Origin of the sequence: Novosphingobium subterraneum (genome assembly GCF_000807925.1) — a bacterium.
In the GTDB taxonomy this organism is placed as follows: Bacteria; Pseudomonadota; Alphaproteobacteria; order Sphingomonadales; family Sphingomonadaceae; genus Novosphingobium; species Novosphingobium subterraneum.
Map to the genome: position 1 here is coordinate 132,886 of NZ_JRVC01000013.1, position 19,529 is coordinate 152,414.

Genomic DNA, 19,529 nt, shown 5'->3' on the forward strand with positions numbered 1-19,529 from the left:
CTGTTCAGCAAGAAACCGCAGAACCGCCATTGTCGTCGGGATCGAAGAGGGAGTTCGTCATGCACTATAGTAGCGGAAACTATGAAGCTTTCGTGCGCCCCCGCAAACCTGAGGGCGCTGACAGGAAGACGGCCTGGTTCGTCGGCTCGGGTCTTGCGGGACTAGCGGGCGCGGCGTTCCTGATCCGCGACGGCGGCGTCGCCGGCGAGCATATTACCATCCTTGAGGAGCTGCATGTTCCCGGCGGCGCGCTCGACGGCCTCGACGTCCCCGAAAAAGGGTTCGTCATCCGCGGAGGGCGCGAGATGGAGGAGCATTTCGAATGCCTCTGGGATCTCTATCGCTCGATCCCGTCGCTGGAGATCGAGGATGCGAGTGTGCTCGACGAATTCTACCGGCTCAACAAGGACGATCCGAATTTTTCGCTGCAGCGCGTCACGCAGAACCAGGGCCTGGATGTGCCTGACAAGGCTTTGCTGACACTCGGCGATCGCGCGCAAAAAGATCTGATCTCCGTCTTCCTCGCGACGCGGGAGGAGATGGAGAACAAGCGGATCAACGAAGTCTTCGGCGATGATTTCCTCAGGAGCAACTTCTGGCTCTACTGGCGCACCATGTTCGCCTTCGAGGAATGGCATTCCGCGCTCGAGATGAAGCTCTATCTCCATCGCTTCATCCACCATATCGGCAGTCTGGCGGATTTCTCCTCACTCAAGTTCAACCGCTACAATCAATATGAATCGATGGTCCTGCCGCTGGTCAAATGGCTGCAGGATCGCGGCGTCAGGTTTCGCTACGGCGTCGAGGTCACCGACGTCGATTTCGACATCCAACCCGGCCGCAAGCAGGCGACCCGGATTGCCTGGATCGAAAATGGCGTCGAAGGCGGCGTCGATCTTGGCGCCGATGATCTCGTCTTCATCACCATCGGATCGCTGACCGAGAATTCCGACAATGGCGATCACCATACTCCGGCCAGGCTCAACGAGGGGCCCGCGCCGGCTTGGGATCTGTGGCGCCGGATCGCGGCCAAGGATTCCGCCTTTGGTCGTCCCGATGTGTTCGGATCCAATATCCCGGAAACCAAATGGGCATCGGCAACCATCACCACGCTAGACGCGCGCATCCCGGCGTACATTCGCAAGATCGCCAGGCGCGATCCGTTCAGCGGCCGGGTGGTGACCGGCGGCATCGTCACGGTCAAGGACTCGAGCTGGCTACTGAGCTGGACGGTCAGCCGGCAACCCCACTTCAAGAAGCAGCCGAAGGACCAGATCGTCGCCTGGTTCTATGCCTTGTTCGTCGACCGGCCGGGTGACTATGTGAAGAAGCCGATGCAGGACTGCACGGGCGAGGAAATCACGCAGGAATGGCTCTATCACCTCGGCGTGCCGGTCGCGGATATCCCCGGGCTCGCGGCGACGGGAGCAAAGACCGTGCCGGTGATGATGCCCTACATCACCGCCTTCTTCATGCCGCGCCAGGCCGGCGACCGGCCGGAGGTGGTGCCTCAGGGCGCGGTCAATTTCGCCTTCATCGGCCAGTTTGCCGAGTCGAAGCAGCATGATTGTATCTTCACGACGGAATATTCGGTGCGCACGCCGATGGAGGCCGTCTACACGCTCATGCAGGTCGAACGCGGCGTGCCTGAAGTGTTTAGCTCAACCTATGATATTCGCACGCTCCTGGCTGCGATCGGGCCGCTCAGGGATGGCAAGGGGATCGACATTCCCGGCCCGTCCTTCCTGCGCAAGCTGCTGATGAAGAAGCTCGAAGGCACAGAGATCGCCCAGTTGCTGGAAGAGTTTCACGTTATTTCGGAATAGTGATCGAAGGCCATCTGGCCGTTTGGATGGGGCGAGCCCGCGCCCGAGCCGCCGGAGCCTGCGTCGCCATGCCTTCGTCACGGGTTCGATGGATGCCGATGTATTATTCCGCCAACGCCTCGCTCTGCTCCGGGTCGGCGAAGCCAAAAGATGCGCAGTGACAGAGTTGTGTCTGCAGGCTTACGACCGCTTTCCCATTCCCGCCGAAAAGGCGATCCTCAAGGTCTCGGAAAGCGTATGGGCGCCGAGTTTGGCCATAAGGCTCGCACGATGGACTTCGACCGTTCGGGAAGAGATGCCGAGGTCGTAGGCGATGGTCTTGTTTGGGTGCCCCTGAGCGAGACCTTCTAGGACGTCCCGTTCACGCGGCGTCAGAAGATCTATCTGCATCCTCGCTTCAGCTTCTTCGAGGGCACGGCTCTCTGCCCGGTCGATGCGCGCGAATGCTCGGTCGACTGCAGTGAGCAGTACGGCCCTTTCGATCGGCTTGGCGAGAAAATCGACGGCGCCTGCCTTCATCGCCTGGACCGCCAGCGCGACGTCGCCATTTCCGGTCAGCACGACGATCGGCATGTCGATGTTTCTCTGTGTCAGAACTGCCTGAACCTCGAGACCGTCCATATCCGGCATATGCATGTCGAGAATGACACAGCCGATCTCGGCTTCACCCGCAATCTTCAGAAATTCCGGTCCCGATGCATAAGTCTCAATGATGAAACCCGCTGTTCGTAACGTGAACGCCACCGCTTTCCTGATTGTCTCCTCGTCATCGACGATATGAACGACGCGCTTTTCTGCCATGGTCCCCCTGGCAATTCAAACCTACCATGCTGCAGCGTCGGTCACGCCGCCGCTTCGCGCGCGCCTTGTGCGGGTTGGACCATAGTCCAAGGTCAAGGGGGATTTTGTGCCTCACGAACTCGGCGATCACGCCGGCATCTGGCGAGCCAAAGCGTGGACGACATGCTGTCGGCAGGTTCAGAAGCTATTTTAGGGAGGGGCGCCTGCGTGCCCCGCAGTCCTGCTTACGGGGCGTTGCGGACAGCCTCCGCGATCACCGGCATCATGTCGATGTCGTTGGAGGTGTGAACGATTGTGTTCGTGCTGACGATGCGCCCCACATACCCGCCCAGAACCTGCGCCGCGTCGCCCGCGAAGAGGGGATGAACCACCACACAATCGGGTGGTGCGAAACCCATGCTGGCGAGCTGGCGTGCCGCGACCGCGAGCGTTCGCCCTGACGAGGCGATATCGTCGACCAGCACTGCCTGGCGATCGAGAAATGCCGAGGCGTTGGGGATCGAAATCGTCACCTCACGGTCGCCGGACCGCACTTTCTCGCAGACGAGGAACGGCGCATCGGCGTCGGCCGCGACCTGCGCGACCCATTGCTCGCTTTCCATGTCGGGGCCGATGATCAGCGGCCGGGCGACGTTCCGTTTGATCCATGCTGCCAGGAGCGGGGCCGCATGAACGACCTGGGTCGGAATTCGATAGATCTCTGCCAGCGCATGGTAGCGGTGGAGATGCGGATCGACCGTCACCATCCAGTCGAGATGGCGAGACAGGAGGGCGGCAAAGGTTCGCGACGTGACCGCCTCGCCGGGATGGAAGCGCACGTCCTGGCGCATATAGGCGAGATAAGGGGCGACGAGACCAAGCTTGAGGGCACCAAGCTCGCGAAGCGTGTCAGCGGCGAACAGAAGCGGTAGCAGCTTCGCGTCCGGACGATCGAGGCTCGACAGAAGGACAACGTGCCGATCGGCGACATCGCTTTCGATCCTGAGATAAGTCTCCCCGTCAGGAAACTGGCGATGTTCCAGTGCTCCCGGCTCCGCGTCGAGGGCAGTGCACAGGGCCTGCAGCAGCGCCTCGCTGCCGGGAAGCGCGAAGACGATCGGCCGGTTCATTCAGCGGTAATCCCGAAGATCGCCCCGTCACTCACCGCGAATGCCGCGGCATAGTCAAGCTCACCGGGACTCTCGGCATGGATGGTGCATAGTGGGGCGCCTGCCTCCACCGTCTGGTGCAGGCGGCTGTGCAGCGCGACCCCGGCGGCTTTGGCTGTGGGCGCGCCGGCGAGCTTGGCGACGATTGCGAGCTTGCGATTGTCGATGCTGACGATCCTGCCGCTATAAGGTGCGATCATATCCTGCTGAAACTTGGCAACCGGCGGTTCTCGCATGCCGCCCTGGGCTTCGCAGATGCGTTGAAATTTCGCCCAGGCCCGGCCGCTTTCGAGGCTTTCCAGCGCGCGCGCGAATCCTCCGCCGGTCGGTGTCGCTCCCGCCAGCTCGAGGAGGCCTCCGGCGAGTTCGCATGCCCGGTGCGCGAGATCCTCTGCGCCGGGTTCGCCCTGGAGCACGGCCAGTATCTCCTGGGCTTCGAGCGCCGGGCCGATGCCACGGCCAATCGGCTCGACGCCCGGGCCGCACATCACGCGGGTGCGCAGGCCAAAGGCCTCGGCGACCGAGGTCAGCGCCGTCGAGAGCGTTTCGGCTGCCTCGGCGCTGCGCACCTTGGCGGTCGGGCCGACCGGGATGTCGATCACGAGATGGGTCGCGCCGGCGGCAATTTTCTTGGAAAGTACCGAGGCCACCATCTGTCCGACCGCGTCGATGTCGAGCACCCGTTCGACCCCGATGATCACATCGTCGGCCGGGCTGAGCTTTACGGCGCCGCCCCAGGCGATACATCCACCCTCGCGCTCGACCACCCGGCGGATCGCGGGCACGTCGAGGTCGACGGGCGCCAGCACTTCCATCGTGTCGGCAGTGCCGGCCGGCGAGGTGATCGCGCGTGAGGACGTCTTGGGCATGATCAGGCCTTCAGCGGCCATGATCGATACGATGATCGGCGTCGTGCGATTGCCCGGCAATCCGCCGACGCTGTGCTTGTCGACGATGACGGCACCGGCCCAGCTCAGCCGCTCTCCGACATCGACCATGGCCCTCGTGAGCCCGACGGTTTCATCCTGATCAAGCGGGACCGCCGAACAGGCCGTCACGAAGGCCGAGAGATGGACATCGCTGTACCGGCGCTCGGCAATGTCAGTGATGATCGCCGAGAAGGCCGCTTGGCCGAGTCGGTTCCCGTAGATACGACGCCGCACGTCACTGAGCGAGGCAAGCGGCTGGGAATGCGCGATCTCCACCAGGTCGCCGTCACTGACGCCGAGCCGGAGCCGCCTCGGACAGGCCAATCTCGCCGGGTGCCGGAATATCGGCCGAACTGTGCAGCAGGGAGACCACCACTTCATGGCCGCCGGCGCGGAGTCTGATTTGAGCGCGGGACGCGAGCCCTTCGGATCGACAGACCGGGCAGTCGTGACGCATGACTGCAATCGGATCGTTGCCGGCTGCGGTAAGGCCGAGGCGTCGCGCCCGTAGCGTCGTCGCGATGGGCTCCGCATCGGTTTCTTCGATTGCGGGGGCGCTCACGCCAGCATGCCCCAGCTTCCCAGCGCCGGGACGCTGGAGGACCAGCTCAGTTCTTCCGAGATGCGCTTCGCCAGCACATGTGCGCCGGTGGGCTCTCCGTGGGTGACGAACACATGTTTTGGCGCCTCGTGCAGCGAGCCGAGCCATCGCATGAGCTCATCGCTGTCGGCGTGCGCAGACAGCATGGTAAGGTTTGCGACCTCGGCCTCGACCGGAATATACTCGCCGTGGATCTTGATCGTCCGGGCACCGCTGATCATCGCCGCGCCGCGCGTCCCCGCCGCCTGGAAGCCCGAAAAGAGGACGAGATTCTTTCCGTCCGGTGCGAAGCGCTTGAGATGATGCAGGACACGGCCACCAGTCGCCATGCCGCTTGCCGAGATGATGACCTTGGGGGCGGGATTCGCGGTCAGCTCCTTGGACTCCTCGACTTCGCGCACATAGTGCGCGACTCCGCAGGCCGCCTCGCACTCCGCGCGACTCAGCCGGTGCTCCCCCATGAAGTCGCACATCAGCCCGCTCGCGTTGATCGCCATGGGGCTGTCGAGATAGATAGGGATGTCCCGCAGACGGCCGTCGGCACGCAGACGTGAAAGGTGATAGAGGAGCGACTGCGCGCGTCCCACGGCGAAAGCCGGGATCACGACCGTGCCGCCGCGCCTGACGCACCGCTCGATATGGTCCCCCAGCGCTCTTGTCGGGTCGATCTGCTCGTGGCGGCGATCGCCATAGGTGGACTCCACGAGGACATAGTCGGCGCGCGCGGGCGGCTCGGGATCCTTCATGACCGCGTCGCCGTAACGCCCGATGTCGCCGGAGAAGAGGATCGTGCGACCTTTCCAGTTGATCTCGATCGACGCGGCCCCGAGGATATGTCCGGCGCGATGATAGCGTGCCTTGATGCCATCCGCGATCACGTGCCATGCCCCGAACTCGATCGTTCGGAACAGTTGCAGCGCCAAGCGCGCGTCGGCCTGAGTGTAGAGCGGCAGTGCCGGTTGGTGCTTCGAAAAACCGTGACGGTTGGCGAACTCCGCGTCCTTCTCCTGAAGATGACCGCTGTCCGGCAGTAGAAGCTCGCACAGAGCTTCGGTGGCCCGTGTACTGAGAACGGTTCCTCCCCACCCGAATCGTGCCATCCGGGGCAGCGCGCCGGAATGATCGAGATGCGCATGGGTGAGCAGCACCAGGTCGACATCGGCAACCTCGGGCGGAATCGGCGCCCAATTGAGGCGGCGCAGATCCTTCGGACCCTGGAACAGGCCGGAATCGATGACCACCTGCGTCTCGCCATCATCCACTAGGTACCGAGAGCCCGTTACGGTCCCCGATGCGCCGAGAAAGGCGATGCCGAGGCCGTCTGCTGAGCGCTCCGCGAGATCGATACGCGCTTCTTGTTCGAGGATAGCCGTGCCGAAATGGCTGCGGGGGCGATGCTTCTGTTTCCTCTTGTGCATGAATCCTTGCCTGCCTCTCACGTTTATATTCGTGAGCGCAGCATTGGTGGGCTCGTACCTCGAGCCTATACGCAAAAGCCGCAGCAAGCCTGTTTAGAGTCCTCTAGCAAGGAGGAACCCCTCCGACTTCAGTCGGATACTGGCTTCAGCCACAGACTCGCGTGCTAGCCTGTAACCTCGGGAAAAGCGGAAGCCGCCGAAGGCGTGAAGCTTCCGCTTTTCCCGAGGTTACAGGCTATGCCGTATCGGTCCGGTTGTCACACCACATTCCATCATCGCTACCATCTCGTTTGGGCGCCGAAATATCGGTACAAGGTGCTGATCGGCGATGTTCGGCTACGGGTGCGCGAGATCATCCGTCAGGTCTGTGCCGAGATGGGCGTGAAGATCATCAACGGCGCGCTGTCGAAGGACCACGTACACATGTTCGTCGAAATCCCGCCGCACGTCTCGGTCAGCGACTTCGTGCGCCGGGCCAAGGGGCGCTCATCCCGCAAGATCCAACAGGAATTCGAGCACATCCGCAAACGATATTGGGGCCAACGCTTCTGGCAGCGCGGCTACTTCTCGACCACATCCGGCAACATCACCGATGACATCATCATGCGTTACCTGGACCAACATACCCACAAGGACGGCTTCAGCCCCACCGCTTGATCCTACCGGCGTCAGCCGGTCAGTGATTCAGCCTCAGTGCCGGTGCCGCGCTGATAACGGTGGACGGGTCCAATCGACGCATCTCGACGCCCACCGCTGGCCGCCTCTTCCGAACTTCGGTCTCTACTTATACCTTGCTCCCGGGACTTAGGCCTAACCTGGCGGCGCATCGGCTAGAAGAGAGTGGCATATGGACGATCAAGACCATCGAATGCGCAAACGCGGGACGATCGTCCTGATCGGGTTCCTGCTGGTAGCGGGCTTCTTCCTAATCACCGAGCACACCGCGCACTTTTTCGGCGTGCTGCCCTATCTGATCCTTCTCGCCTGTCCGCTCATGCACCTGTTCATGCACCATGGTCATGGCGGCCATCAACATGGCCACGAGCCCAATCAGCTCCCGACCGGCCTGCCGGCCAATTCCAATGAGCGTGCCGAGGGGGAGTCGCGATGACGCATACCGATTACGGCTATGGCCTGTGGGGCCTCGCTCTGGTCAACGCGGCCGTGTTCATCCTGTTCGCATTCAGCTTCTTCAAGCCGGCGACCAAGCGCGACTGGCGCAGTTTCGGAGCGTTCAGCGCGTTCATCATCGCCCTCTTTGCCGAGATGTATGGTTTCCCGCTGACGATCTTCGTGCTCTCAGGATGGCTGCAATCGCATTTCCCTGGCATCGACTGGTGGAGCCACGACGCCGGCCACCTGCTCGAGATGATGTTCGGTTGGCGCGTCAACCCGCATTTCGGGCCGTTCCACATTGCCAGCTTTGTGTTGATCGGCGCGGGCTTCTGGCTGATCTCGGCCGGCTGGGCGCCACTTCACGCTGCCCAACGCGCTCACAAGCTGGCGACCACAGGAATCTATGCCAAGGTACGCCACCCGCAATATGTCGGGTTCATCCTCGTCATGCTTGGCTTCCTGCTGCAATGGCCGACTCTGCTGACGCTCGCCATGTTCCCGGTGCTCGTGGTGATGTATTTCAGGCTGGCGTGGACCGAAGAAAAGACTGCGCTTGCGGAATTTGGTGAAAGCTACCGCGATTATATGCGCCGCGTCCCCGCGTTCATTCCGCGGTGCAAGCGGGCTCCGGCGGGACCAGCCAGTCTGCAGGTAAGCGCGGCCGACAAACCAGTCCGAGGCGTCAGCGAGCTCGACGCTCCAAAGCGCTAACGCCACGGAAAATCGAGAAATCTTGCTGTTTCTAGGGCGGTAGGTTCTGTCGCTACTCAGCCTCGTGCGAAGGCGCTGACGAATTCCTGCGGGACTTGCCCGAACAATGTGAGAGTAATTTGATGTGTATCGAGTCAGAACGCGCGCCCGATAAAGCAATAAGCCCTGCGACAGCCGATGTCATATTTCAAACTCTTACAGGCCGTTGGGTGCTGCAAATCCTTGTCGCGCTCAGTAGTAGGGAATTACGCTTCACGTCGCTTCGCCGGGAGATCCCCAAGGTTAGTGCCAATGTGCTTACGACGCGTCTAAGGGAACTGGAAGCCGTATTGGCCTGCCACGGGATTTTCATCCAGCCCTGATTAGAGCCGCGGCGGTTGCGGTTATGCCTTTCGGCGCCTTGTTTGCAATGGGGTCAGGCATGCCTGACCCCATTGCAAAGATCGTTTCTGCGTAGCCGGCTGGGGTCTGGTATCCGATCGAGGAGTGGGGGCGGCAGGTATTGTAATCCTCCGCCCACTCCCGGATCACGGCACGGGCATGATCGAGGCCGTGGAACAGCGTCTCGTTGAGCAGCTCGTCCCGCATCCGCCCGTTGAAGGATTCCACGTAACCGTTCTGCATTGGCTTGCCCGGCGCGATGTAGTGCCACTCGATCTCGTGGTCCTTGCACCAGGCCAGGATCGCATTGGCGGTGAACTCGGTGCCGTAGCACATTGGGAAGCGGCTCCTTTGAGGGCCGCGATGCCTTGATGAAGACAAGAGCGCGTAGCGCCCGCCGGCTTCATCAAGGCGGCCATGACCGGCCAGCAGGTCTCTAAAGTGAAGTTGTCGACTCAACCCTTTGGAGACGGACCGACCATGACCAAGCGCAGTTCTACCCCCGCCGACGCCGTGCTGGTAGCCATCGATATGTCGAAGCACCGGCAGGAGGTATTGATTGAACGCCCCGAAGGCGGCCGCCGCCGGCGCATGACGATCATGGCCACCAAGGCTGACTACGATCGCCTCGCCGACGAGCTCAGCAGCATAGGGCGCCCGATCGTCGTCGGCTTCGAGGCGACCGGCAACTACCATCGCACGTTGGCGCATCGGCTGCTCTCGGCAGGTTTCGAGCTGCGACTGATTTCGTCGGTTGCCTTGGCTCGCACCCGCGAGGCGTTGCACAATGGTTGGGACAAGAACGATTCCAAGGATGCGCAGGTGATCCTGCATATGCTGCGGATCGGTGCCACCCAGCGTTACGTCGATCCGCTGGCCGCCGGGATCAACGACCTGCAGGAGATGTCGAAGACCCATGAAGCCATTTCCAAAGCCAAGACCCAGACCTGGCATCGGATCCTGACACACTATCTGCCGCTGTATTTTCCTGAGATCGAGCGCTTCGCCGGCAACAGCCGGTCTGACTGGTTTCTGCCCTGCTCGAACGCTTCCCAACTCCGGCCAGCATGACAGCGCTCGGCCAAGAAGACTTCACGCGCGAGGCTTGGTCTCTCGTCGGTCGCAAGGTCTCCAAGGCCCGCTTAATCAACGATATTTATGAGACCGCCTGCGCCTCGGTGGCACTGCCGGTCGACAAGGATTCCGTAGCGATCGCCATGTTCCGCATGGTCATCGCACAAGCACGTAGCCTCATCCGGCAGCGCGATGAGATTGAGCGCACCGCTCACGCCTTGCTCAGCGAGAACCGCGATTATCAGCTCCTGCGCATGATCCCCGGGATCGGACCGATCAACGCGCTGACCATCCTTGCCGAGGCTGGCGACCTTCGCCGGTTTGCGCACCACCGCCAGTTCCTCAAGTTCTGTGGGCTTGACCTCGCGACCTGCCAGTCGGGCACTTTCCGTGGGCGAACCAAGCTCTCGAAGTACGGCAACGCCCGGCTACGCCGCACCTTCTGGATGGCAACTCAAGTCGCCATCCGTCAGCGTGACAACAGCTTCCGCGACAAGCTTGGTCGCTATGTTGCCAGCCATGGAAACGACCCTGATCGCCGCCGCAAGGCCATGACCGCACTCACCGCCAAGATGGCGCGCGTCGCGCACGCTGTCATCAAGACGGGAGCCGAGTACCGTCCGTTCGACGAACGGGCGGACACCAGATGGAAGGACCCCTCTCTGTCGTGCCGTGAGGGCGCTACGGCGACCCTGTAGATAATGTTCGGGCCTTCCATCTGGCATCCGCATCTCATTTTAAGGACGGTGAGGACCACGACCCGAGCGGCCGCTGGATCCTGTGTTTGCTATGGCCGAGAGCGCATTCCTTGACGATGGAAGCCATCTGGATCAGAACGCAACCAGCGCCGATCACCATCGGCGCAACGAGACCTGCTGGCCGTTTTTCGCCGCTGCTTCCCGACCTAGGACGTTGTCGCTGACGATCATGCCCGGCTTGCCACGCCAGGCGATGATGTCGGTCAGTTCGCGCGCTACTCGGCGCCCGGAGATCGACGTGTCGGGGATGGCAGCAAGGCATTCCCTGGTTACGTCATCGACGATGTTGAGCACGCGGAACCGCCTGCCGCAGGCGAACTGATCATGGACGAAGTCTAGGCTCCAGCGGGCATTGGGCCGGGCCTCCACAAGGATCGGAGCCCGTGTGCCGACCGCCCCGCGCCGGGCTCGACGCTTGCGCACGCCCAAGCCTTCCTCCCGATAGAGCCGGTAGACGCGGTTGATGCCCGAAGGCTCTCCTTCCCGCCGCAGCAGGATGTGCAGCCGGCGATAGCCGAACCGGCGCCGCTCGTTGGCAAGCTCGCGCAAACGGGCGCGCAACTCCGCCTCCGGCGGCCGCCGGGACTGGTAGCGAACGCTTTTGCGATCAGCTTCAATGACACGGCACGCCCGCCGCTCGCTCATCCCGTGATGATCCGCGAGATGAGCGACTGCTCTGCGCCTGGCAGCGGGCGTTACCAATTTTTTGATAGAAGATCCTTCAGCGCGGCGTTGTCCAGCATCATATCCGCCAGCAGGCGCTTGAGCTTGGCGTTCTCGTCCTCGAGCGAACGCAGCCGCTTCGCCTCCGACACTTCCATGCCGCCATACTTGGCCTTCCAGTTGTAGATCGTTGCCTCGGAGATACCGTGCCGTCGAGCAAGGTCGGCGGTCTTCACTCCCGCCTCCGCTTCCTTCAGCACCCCGATGATCTGCTCTTCTGTAAACCTCTTGCGCTTCATCTCGTCCGTCCTTCCGCAGGCCGGACTCTAATCGCAACTAGAGGTAATTACCCGTGGCAGGTCAGATCCTCTGAGTGGGGGACGATGCCTCGAGATTCTTCGAATTTGGTACTTCAAAATATAATCCACTGACACAAGTTCGTGCAGTTTTGCAGTAATACTTTTTTAAGTGGAGAAGCTTGCTGACATCTCAAACCCAACGTGAACTAAAGGTCCTTTAAACTATTTCGGTTGATCACGGTTGGTATGCGCGATATATTGGACGCACGCTCGGCACTAATCGGCCTAGCGCGTTGGTTAAACAGCCGCAGGCGTTGGCATGGAACCAGGGTCTGGGCGTTGCAGGGCGGTTCATCCTTGACGGGTTGGGTTACGTCAGGGGTGCCGATTGTCAGGCATGCCTTTGTCGCTCGTTCGCGAATTTGCACCCTACCTGATCGATGCGAAGACTTCAGCTTCCTTGTCGGACTGCCTCGCGCACATCACGCGAGAACTCGGGTTCGATCATTTCGCAGTAGCCTATGAGCCGCGGGTTCGTTTTGAGGAGCGAAAGTCGGTCTTGATGCACAACTATCCGGCAGAATGGGCCGAGGTGTATGTTTGCTTTGACCTCGCGGGACAGGACCCGGTGCGCCGTGCCTGCGATAGGGCACTGCTGGGCTTCGAATGGCGCAACGTTGCGAGGCTGATCCCCATGACGAGTGGCGATCATCGCATGCTGTCTGTTGGTCGCCACGTCGGCGTCGCAGACGGATACACGGTGCCTCGCCACATACCCGGCGAAGGCAGCGGCTCATGCTCCTTCGTGGTCGGCCCAAGAACTGAACTCCCCCGTGAGCGGTTGGAAGTGGCTGAGCTGCTTGGAGGCATCGCGATAGCGGCCGCACGTGGACTGGCAGGGCTGGGCCACTACGATTGCAGGCCAGCACTTTCGGACAGGCAGCGCGAATGCGTCTTGTGGTCCGCCAGAGGGAAGACGGCAGCAGAGGCTGCAATCATCATGGGCGTCACCGAGTTTACCGTTCGCAAGCACCTCAAGGATGCCCGAGAACGTTACAACGTCCACTGTGGCCAGACGCTCATCCTCTGCGCCCTCTATGACGGTCTGATCAGCTTTCCGGACCTCCTGCGTTGGTGGAACAACCTCCTCGATTAAGAGGATCGCCGGGAAGAGCTTTTTTAAGTTCCGCCATTCCCAGATCTGGGAATACCGCGAACGTCCGCTCGCTGTTTGGATGCGCCATCCCAACCTGGAGATGGCCCCATGCTCAACCTCACTGACGCCGCAGCGAATGAAGCCCACGCCTTTCGCACCATGTTTGCCGCCCGCAAGCGGGTATTTATCGACCTCCTGCGCTGGGATCTGCCAGTCCTTGCCGGCAAGTACGAGGTTGATCAATTCGACAACCAGCATGCCGATTACCTGATCCTGCTCGATGAGAACGGTGAGCATCGGGCATCGACCAGGCTGCTGCGCACCGATACCCCCCACATCCTGCGCGACATGTTTCCGGTGCTATGCCCCGGGCCAGTTCCGTCCGGACCTGCGACCCGGGAAATAACCCGCTTCTGCCTTGATCCGCGGCTGACGGCTGCACAGCGCAAGGTAGCGCGCAACGAGCTCGTGACCGCGCTGGTCCAGTACGCGCTGAGAAACGGTGTCACGGATTATACCGGTGTCGCCGGCCTTGCCTGGTATCGGCAAATCCGGACATTCGGGTGGCAATGCCGGGCGCTTGGCGATGCTGTAACACATGATGGGCAAATGCTCGTCGGTCTGCACATCAGTATCGACGGGAATACCCTTGAAGGGCTCAAGCAGGCAGGTTGCTTTGCCGAGCCGATTATCGAAATGCCCGCCGCGAGGGGAGGAGCGGCATGACGCCCATCACAATCGAGCCATGGCTCGATGAGCTGATGGCGCAAGGCTACTGCGTCATCCCGCAGCTTCTTTCGCCGAGAATCTTGTCCGATCTGGCTAGAGACTTGGAGGTCCCGTTCAGAACGACCCCATTCGGCCAAGGTCATTTCTATGGCTATCGGACCAAGCGCTTCGGCAGCCTGCTGCGCCGATCGACGCGGGCTTCGGAAATCGTCATGGAGCCCACTGTGCTCGCCCTGGCGCAGGCGGTGCTGGGGGCCGCCTGTGACAGAATCCAGCTCAACGTGGCACAGGCCATCGCAATCCACCCGGGCGAACTCGAGCAATTCCCTCACTGCGACCACGACATGTGGGCCGGGGTGAAGGGGGCGCACGAATATCTCCTGAACGTGGTCTGGCCTCTGGATCCCTTCACGCCTGAAAACGGTGCCACTCGGATATACCCCGGCACGCATCGTAATCCGCCAACTGACTTCTCGGAGCTTCCAGACCCCGTCATCACGGAGTGCGAACCTGGCTCTGCCATATGCTTTCTGGGCTCGACGCTTCATGGCGCAGGTCCAAACCGCTCCTCGGGCGTCCGCCGCGCGATCGTTGTCGGGTACAGTCTGGGCTGGCTCAAACCATACGAGAATATGTGGTTGGCCTATCCGCCAGAGGTCGCAAGGTCATTCTCGCCTGAACTTGCGGCGCTTGTCGGCTATGCTCAGCACCGCCCCAATCTTGGAAACTACGAAGGACAATGCCCGTCCGTGCTGCTCAATCGCGGCAGGCGAGGCAAGCTCGGTGCGGTCGATGCACTACGACCCGACCAGGCTGCAATGCTCTCGGAATTTGCGCGGGGGCAGGGGGCACAGCGATGAGCCCGGCGCATGTCCTCGAACCGACATACACGGCCATCAAGCAAAAGTTGCTGGATGGAGCCTGGCCGCCAGGCTCTCGCCTGGAGAGCGCGCGGATCGCCGATCTGGTAGGCGTCAGCATGACCCCGGTTCGCGACAGTCTCAATCGCCTTGTTGGCGAGCGCATGGTGGACCTGAGGCCAGGTTTCGGCTTCCATGTGCCGCGGCTCTGCACGTTCGACCTTCGTGACCTCCTGGAGCTCAACCTTTCGCTGGTGGGCCTCGCAGTGAAGCGCACGGGCCAAGCTGGGATCACTGATATCGGGACCGGCGAACCCGACCTCGCCCTGCGCTCGCGTGCTTTGTTTAGCGGCATCGCCGCAGCCGCGCGCAACGAGGCCCTGGCGGACGCAATAGAGTCGCTCAATGATCGCCTTCATCCTTTCCGGCGGATCGAGGCCGAGGTCTTGCGCGACGCTGAACAGGAAGTCGCAGATCTCGAGGCCATGTTGATAAACTCACCCAGTCGGCAAACTGCGGTTGCGATGCGGCGTTATCATCAGCGCCGGATTTCTGCGGCGCCACGCCTCGTTGCAATGTTACAGCAAGCTCATCCGACCAGAAGCTGACGCCGATTGGTCATCGACTATTGCCAAGTCCCTGCAATCGCGCCATCTTCTGTTTAGGCAGCACGAACAGCTGGCATAGCTGCCCGGACTACAATTCCGCCAGGCATCAAGCACGCCTGTCCTGATGGACCGGTGGTCGGTCATCGCCACGTGAGGCCGGCACAGACCTGACTCCGAACGCAGTCGGCAACGACCTTGCCGGGCTGCCAGGATCATGCCGGCTTCGGTGCCAATGTGTCTCCTACCAGATTTTCGCCTGCGCTGACGTCGCCACGCGACAGCACGCTCGACCAGGCGTACCGCGAAGAGCAGGCCAGGTTGAAGCGCTACTTCGATTGGAAGGCAGGGCCAGACGCATCCGCAGACCTGGTCCAGGATGTCTTTGTCAGGGCCTTGGGCAAAAGTCAGGGTGAGCGCCTGGAGAACCCCGCAGGCTATCTCTGGCGGATTGCCCAGAACCTCTTGATTGACACGTTGCGTGTTCGAAAGCGGCGAGGGCCGCAAGTCCAGTTCGACGAAGCGCAGCATTCGCCCGATCTTGCCGATCAGGCAGCGCTCCTTGAAGCTGCCCAGTTGCAGTTACGCTACGAGACGGCACTGGCGGCACTGCCGACGAGGACGCGCGACATATTCCTGATGCATCGGGTGGATGAACTGACCTATCAGGAGATAGCTCTGGCCACAGGCCTCACCCCTGCGGGGGTCGAATATCACATGTCAAAGGCGCTTGCACATCTTGCCAAACGTCTCGCAGTGCACAGGTGAGCCTTCAGCGATGAGTGGTGAGGGGGGAGCCGACAGCGAAGGCAACGCGGTCGCCACCGACGAGGCCGCGCACTGGTTTGTCATATTGAGGGGGCCTGATCCAGATCGACACCGTCCGGATTTCGTGAAATGGCGCGACGCAAGCGAGCTGAACCGCGTGGCGTTTGAGCAGGTGGCTGCCACCTTTGATGGAGCTGAGGTGCTCAAGAGGTCGGCCGCGCCGCGGCATCGTCGGCCGCCGCTTCTCCGTCTGGATACCCGTTCATGGATTGGGGGCGCTCTTGCGACAAGTGTCGCTGTCGCCCTTGCCACAGGTGTTGTCAGGGGACCACTGCTCAAGCTGCAACAGACTGCGTCAGATGGGCGTGCCACCACATTCGCTACCAGGCATGGCACGATGCGCACCGTGCAACTCGAGCAAGGCGCAAGCCTTGCATTGGATTCTGCGACTGAAGTGCACTTCGAAGAGCAAGACGGCGAGCCAGTTGTCACCGTGGTCAAGGGACGTGCCCAGTTGCGTCTTCCCGGCGGTGGGACTGAATGGGTGGTGCGTGTGGACGACAGCGAGATAATCTCCCGAAACGGCATCTTCGATGTGAGCTGGAGCGGTGGCAAGGCGCCATATGTGCAGCTCTATGCAGGAGAGGCCATGACGCGGCCCGTCCTGCAAAGCGCAGGCTATGTCGTCGGCGGGCGTGGGCTTCCCACAGGCCTGTCCATGCGTCTTGCGAGAGGCCGGGCCGAGCCGCTGCAGCCGCGCTTTGCTGCAGATGAGCGAGATTGGCCACAAGGGTGGGTGCAGTATCGCAGTGTCCCTTTGGCTGACCTCTTGCACACCGTAAACCGCTACGCCGCCAAGCCCATCATTCTTTCGGATCCTGCGCTTGGTAGACTTCGCATTTCCGGTCGCTTCCGGATCGTTGATCCATCCGCGGTCGCCCTAAACCTGGGGCGCGTATTCGCCCTGACAGTCACGGAACGTCCCGAGGGATTCTACATCGATCGACCCTGAAGAAATATTTGCAACTGCAACTAGGGTCCCTGCAGATCCCGACGTCATTGCCCTCATCGCCCGGCTGCTCTCGCGCAACCGGGTCAACGAGAATGAGGGAACTATCGATGATCTGCTCACCCCGACTGCTTGCCAGTTTGCTTGGCGGCGCATGCGCCGTGCTGATCGCAACGCCCGCTCAGGCGCAAGAAGCGCGCTATGATTTCGAGATCTCCGAGACCGATCTCGGTGCAGCACTCATGGCTGTTGCCGCCAAGGCGGGGTGGCAGGTTTATGCTCCGGCCGAGGCTGTCAGCAGTCGTCGGGTCGAACCGTTACGCGCAAGGATGACGGTGGAACAGGCCGTGGCCAGGCTTCTGTCGGGAACTGGACTACAGGCAAGTTTCTCGAACCGTACGATCGTCATTACCATGCCCGACAAGGCCGCATCCCCCGCTGATGCCGATGCGTCGATTGTCGTCACGGGGTCCTTGATCCGTGGTGCCGAAGTGGCAGCGCCGGTGATCAGGTTATCGCGAGAGACCATCGTCGCTGCCGGGCAGACCGATACCGGCGAGGCTTTGCGGGCGATTCCGCAGAACTTTGCAGGTGGCCAGAACCCGGGGGTCGGAACAGGTGCAGGCCTCATCAACACCAACGTCAACTCGGCAGCCAGCGCGAATCTGCGCGGCCTCGGTCCAGACGCAACACTGACGCTGCTCAACAGCCACAGACTGCCCTACGATTCGGCTTTTGGTGGCGTCGATATCTCCGCCATACCGGTTTCGGCGCTCGAGCGCATCGAAGTTGTGCCCGACGGTGCCTCGGCCCTCTACGGTTCGGATGCCGTCGCCGGTGTCGTCAATGTGATCCTGCGGCGGAACTATAGCGGCCTTGCAACGTCCGCGCAGATCGGCGCCGCAACCGATGGCGGCTATTTTCGCCAGCAAGCCGATGTCGTGGGCGGCACGCAGTGGTCCTCCGGCGGCGCCATGCTGGCTTACGACTATGCGCACAATTCCGCCATTTCTGCCGAGCAGCGCAATTACGCATCCTCGCTCGACGCCCGGGCGTCGTTGTACCCGGAGCAAAGGCGGCACGCCGCGCTGATGACGCTTTACCAGGATTTGGGTGAGCGCCTCACCTTCAGCATGGATGTGCTCTATTCCAGGCGGAGATCGCGTACGATCGGCGGTACCACATCTGCGCGCTATCTGTTCGCGCCGCGGGTCACCACGTTTTCCATCGCGCCAGAGCTGCGACTGGAAGCAGGAGGTGACTGGAGCATCAAGCTCCTGGGAGCCTTCGGGCGCGACCGCACTCGCTACCATACGACCTCCACCCCCTCGAGTAGCACGCCCACGGTAACCCAGGGTTGCTACTGCAACGATGCCACTTCGGCAGAAGTCAATGCTACCGGCCCACTCTTCGCACTGGCCGGTGGTCCCGCTCGCCTCGCCATCGGCGGCGGCTATCGCGATAATGGCATGAGCTTCACGCGGGTTGTCGGAGGGACGCTGGCACAGGCCTTCGATGTGTCGCGCCACAGCGTCTATGGATTCGGGGAAGTGTTCCTGCCCTTTGTTGCCTCAGAAAACGGCATCGCCGGGATCAACCGGCTCAGCCTGTCAGCCGCAATGCGTTACGAAGACTACCCGGGCATGGCACAGGTTGCGACGCCACGACTGGGCCTGATCTACGCTCCAGTGCACGACGTCACCTTGAAGGCCTCGTGGGCGCGGTCGTTCAAGGCGCCGACGCTGTACCAACAATTTGTCGGGTACCAGGCCTACCTTCTGCCTGCAGCAGCCTTCGGCGCCGGCACAGGCGCTCAGGCGGTTCTCTATACCAGCGGCGGCAATCCTGTCCTGAAGCCCGAGCGGGCGCGTTCGTGGACGGCCGGATTTGTGATCAGCCCTGCTGCTGTGCCAAACCTGACCTTCGAAGCGAGCTATTTCGACATCCGTTATCGCGACAGGGTCGTCCAGCCCATTGCCGGTTCGATCGCAGCTGCCTTTACCGATCCTGCTTACGCTTCACTGATTGATCGCGACCTTGATGCAGGTCGACTGAGCCAGCTCATAGAAGGGGCACAGCTCGGTCTGCAGAACTTTACAGGCCGCCCCTATGATCCCGCCGCAGTCGTCGCGCTGGTCGACAATCGCAATCTCAATGTCGCCATCCAGAACATCAAAGGGGTCGATGCGTCTCTCAGCTGGCGCAAGGACCTGGGATCGGGTCGTTCGCTCACGGCGAATCTTTCCGGCTCGTGGCTCGACAGCGGCCAACAGGTCAACGCGGCGTTGCCCGAGGCCGATCTTGCGGGGACCCTGTTCAATCCGCCGAAGTTCCGCGTTCGCGGCAGCGTCGCTTACCAGTCGCGTGAGGTTCTGGCTTCGGCCTATGTCAATTACACCGGTGCGCTTGCCGATCGCCGCTTCGCGACGCCTGTGCGCATTGCATCACAAGCGACAGTCGATCTTGCGATCCGTTATACCGCGATTGCCGGTGCCGGTGGCGAACCGGGTCTGGCCCTGTCGCTTGTCGTCAACAACATCGCCAACAAGAAGCCGCAGATCATTCGAACGACGGGGCCGACCGACACACCCTATGACTCGACCAACTTCTCTCCGATTGGCCGATTTGTGGCCCTCGGCTTGTCGAGGCGATGGTGATGCTGGCCGGTGCGGTGTTC

General features: G+C 61.7%; 15 protein-coding genes and 4 pseudogenes. 13 read left to right on the plus strand and 6 right to left on the minus strand.

The window, feature by feature from the left end; genetic code table 11:
- The first annotated feature begins 59 nt into the window (after positions 1-59).
- Complete coding sequence (locus NJ75_RS13935) at positions 60-1,826, plus strand: oleate hydratase (RefSeq protein WP_039335473.1); 1,767 nt, start codon at positions 60-62, stop codon at positions 1,824-1,826.
- A gap of 180 nt (positions 1,827-2,006) precedes the next feature.
- Here the strand turns inward: NJ75_RS13935 and NJ75_RS13940 are convergent, their stop codons facing one another.
- The 4 genes and pseudogenes from NJ75_RS13940 to NJ75_RS13955 form a co-directional block, all read right to left on the minus strand.
- Positions 2,007-2,627, minus strand: coding sequence for a response regulator transcription factor (locus NJ75_RS13940; protein ID WP_039335475.1), 621 nt, complete (start codon positions 2,625-2,627; stop codon positions 2,007-2,009).
- A 224-nt stretch (positions 2,628-2,851) separates the two neighbouring features.
- Positions 2,852-3,736 (minus strand): ribose-phosphate pyrophosphokinase, encoded by an 885-nt coding sequence (locus tag NJ75_RS13945; protein WP_039335476.1) that lies wholly within the window; start codon positions 3,734-3,736, stop codon positions 2,852-2,854.
- Positions 3,733-5,161: pseudogene (locus tag NJ75_RS13950) on the minus strand (thymidine phosphorylase family protein). Before NJ75_RS13950 ends, NJ75_RS13945 begins: the two are co-directional and overlap by 4 nt.
- 101 nt (positions 5,162-5,262) lie before the next feature.
- Complete coding sequence (locus tag NJ75_RS13955) at positions 5,263-6,723, minus strand: MBL fold metallo-hydrolase RNA specificity domain-containing protein (protein WP_052242496.1); 1,461 nt, start codon at positions 6,721-6,723, stop codon at positions 5,263-5,265.
- A 237-nt stretch (positions 6,724-6,960) separates the two neighbouring features.
- On the opposite strand from NJ75_RS13955, the gene tnpA reads away from it, so the two are divergent.
- The 4 genes from tnpA (at position 6,961) to NJ75_RS25430 (ending at position 8,912) form a co-directional block, all read left to right on the plus strand.
- On the plus strand, positions 6,961-7,380 hold the full coding sequence (tnpA, locus tag NJ75_RS13960; RefSeq protein ID WP_039335478.1) for an IS200/IS605 family transposase: 420 nt from the start codon (positions 6,961-6,963) through the stop codon (positions 7,378-7,380).
- A 190-nt stretch (positions 7,381-7,570) separates the two neighbouring features.
- The gene (locus NJ75_RS13965; protein WP_039335480.1) at positions 7,571-7,834 is read left to right on the plus strand and encodes a DUF2933 domain-containing protein; all 264 of its coding nucleotides are present in this window, start codon (positions 7,571-7,573) and stop codon (positions 7,832-7,834) included.
- On the plus strand, positions 7,831-8,550 hold the full coding sequence (locus NJ75_RS13970) for a methyltransferase family protein (RefSeq protein WP_082013388.1): 720 nt from the start codon (positions 7,831-7,833) through the stop codon (positions 8,548-8,550). The genes NJ75_RS13965 and NJ75_RS13970 overlap by 4 nt, the downstream gene beginning before the upstream one ends.
- A gap of 122 nt (positions 8,551-8,672) precedes the next feature.
- Entirely contained in the window at positions 8,673-8,912 is a 240-nt protein-coding gene (locus NJ75_RS25430; RefSeq protein WP_082813155.1) for a winged helix-turn-helix transcriptional regulator, read from the plus strand.
- Here the strand turns inward: NJ75_RS25430 and NJ75_RS13975 are convergent.
- A pseudogene (locus tag NJ75_RS13975) lies at positions 8,899-9,258 on the minus strand (integrase core domain-containing protein); the annotation flags it as partial. The gene NJ75_RS25430 and the pseudogene NJ75_RS13975 sit on opposite strands and share 14 nt — an antisense overlap.
- 153 nt (positions 9,259-9,411) lie before the next feature.
- Between NJ75_RS13975 and NJ75_RS13980 the strand changes: the two are divergent.
- A pseudogene (locus NJ75_RS13980) lies at positions 9,412-10,707 on the plus strand (IS110 family RNA-guided transposase).
- A 209-nt stretch (positions 10,708-10,916) separates the two neighbouring features.
- Here NJ75_RS13980 and NJ75_RS23805 read toward each other — a convergent pair.
- A pseudogene (locus tag NJ75_RS23805) lies at positions 10,917-11,725 on the minus strand (IS3 family transposase); the annotation flags it as partial.
- Positions 11,726-12,122: 397 nt separating this feature from the next.
- On the opposite strand from NJ75_RS23805, the gene NJ75_RS13995 reads away from it, so the two are divergent.
- From NJ75_RS13995 to NJ75_RS14025, 7 genes are all read left to right on the plus strand, one after another.
- Positions 12,123-12,881 (plus strand): LuxR family transcriptional regulator, encoded by a 759-nt coding sequence (locus tag NJ75_RS13995; RefSeq protein WP_039335484.1) that lies wholly within the window; start codon positions 12,123-12,125, stop codon positions 12,879-12,881.
- Positions 12,882-12,989: 108 nt separating this feature from the next.
- Positions 12,990-13,607, plus strand: coding sequence for an acyl-homoserine-lactone synthase (locus tag NJ75_RS14000; RefSeq protein ID WP_039335486.1), 618 nt, complete (start codon positions 12,990-12,992; stop codon positions 13,605-13,607).
- Positions 13,604-14,470: a phytanoyl-CoA dioxygenase family protein gene (locus NJ75_RS14005; protein ID WP_039335488.1), complete on the plus strand. Its 867-nt coding sequence runs from the start codon at positions 13,604-13,606 to the stop codon at positions 14,468-14,470. The genes NJ75_RS14000 and NJ75_RS14005 overlap by 4 nt, the downstream gene beginning before the upstream one ends.
- Positions 14,467-15,078, plus strand: a complete 612-nt coding sequence (locus NJ75_RS14010; RefSeq protein ID WP_039335490.1) for a GntR family transcriptional regulator — start codon at positions 14,467-14,469, stop codon at positions 15,076-15,078. Before NJ75_RS14005 ends, NJ75_RS14010 begins: the two co-directional genes overlap by 4 nt.
- Before the next feature lie 234 nt (positions 15,079-15,312).
- A complete protein-coding gene (locus tag NJ75_RS14015; protein WP_039335492.1) occupies positions 15,313-15,843 on the plus strand; it encodes an RNA polymerase sigma factor in 531 nt (176 codons plus the stop codon).
- Positions 15,815-16,855, plus strand: a complete 1,041-nt coding sequence (locus NJ75_RS14020) for a FecR family protein (RefSeq protein ID WP_156135805.1) — start codon at positions 15,815-15,817, stop codon at positions 16,853-16,855. Before NJ75_RS14015 ends, NJ75_RS14020 begins: the two co-directional genes overlap by 29 nt.
- 107 nt (positions 16,856-16,962) lie before the next feature.
- Complete coding sequence (locus NJ75_RS14025) at positions 16,963-19,509, plus strand: TonB-dependent receptor (protein ID WP_052242498.1); 2,547 nt, start codon at positions 16,963-16,965, stop codon at positions 19,507-19,509.
- Positions 19,510-19,529: the final 20 nt, after the last annotated feature.

Bases quoted from the DNA above. Each gene is read 5' to 3' on its own strand.
- tnpA (WP_039335478.1), top strand. From the start codon at position 6,961: ATGCCGTATCGGTCCGGTTGTCACACCACATTCCATCATCGCTACCAT.
- NJ75_RS14010 (WP_039335490.1), top strand. From the start codon at position 14,467: ATGAGCCCGGCGCATGTCCTCGAACCGACATACACGGCCATCAAGCAA.
- NJ75_RS13945 (WP_039335476.1), bottom strand. From the start codon at position 3,736: ATGAACCGGCCGATCGTCTTCGCGCTTCCCGGCAGCGAGGCGCTGCTG.
- NJ75_RS14005 (WP_039335488.1), top strand. From the start codon at position 13,604: ATGACGCCCATCACAATCGAGCCATGGCTCGATGAGCTGATGGCGCAA.
- NJ75_RS13940 (WP_039335475.1), bottom strand. From the start codon at position 2,627: ATGGCAGAAAAGCGCGTCGTTCATATCGTCGATGACGAGGAGACAATC.
- NJ75_RS13970 (WP_082013388.1), top strand. From the start codon at position 7,831: ATGACGCATACCGATTACGGCTATGGCCTGTGGGGCCTCGCTCTGGTC.
- NJ75_RS25430 (WP_082813155.1), top strand. From the start codon at position 8,673: ATGTGTATCGAGTCAGAACGCGCGCCCGATAAAGCAATAAGCCCTGCG.
- NJ75_RS13955 (WP_052242496.1), bottom strand. From the start codon at position 6,723: ATGCACAAGAGGAAACAGAAGCATCGCCCCCGCAGCCATTTCGGCACG.
- NJ75_RS14025 (WP_052242498.1), top strand. From the start codon at position 16,963: ATGATCTGCTCACCCCGACTGCTTGCCAGTTTGCTTGGCGGCGCATGC.
- NJ75_RS13965 (WP_039335480.1), top strand. From the start codon at position 7,571: ATGGACGATCAAGACCATCGAATGCGCAAACGCGGGACGATCGTCCTG.
- NJ75_RS13995 (WP_039335484.1), top strand. From the start codon at position 12,123: ATGCCTTTGTCGCTCGTTCGCGAATTTGCACCCTACCTGATCGATGCG.
- NJ75_RS13935 (WP_039335473.1), top strand. From the start codon at position 60: ATGCACTATAGTAGCGGAAACTATGAAGCTTTCGTGCGCCCCCGCAAA.
- NJ75_RS14000 (WP_039335486.1), top strand. From the start codon at position 12,990: ATGCTCAACCTCACTGACGCCGCAGCGAATGAAGCCCACGCCTTTCGC.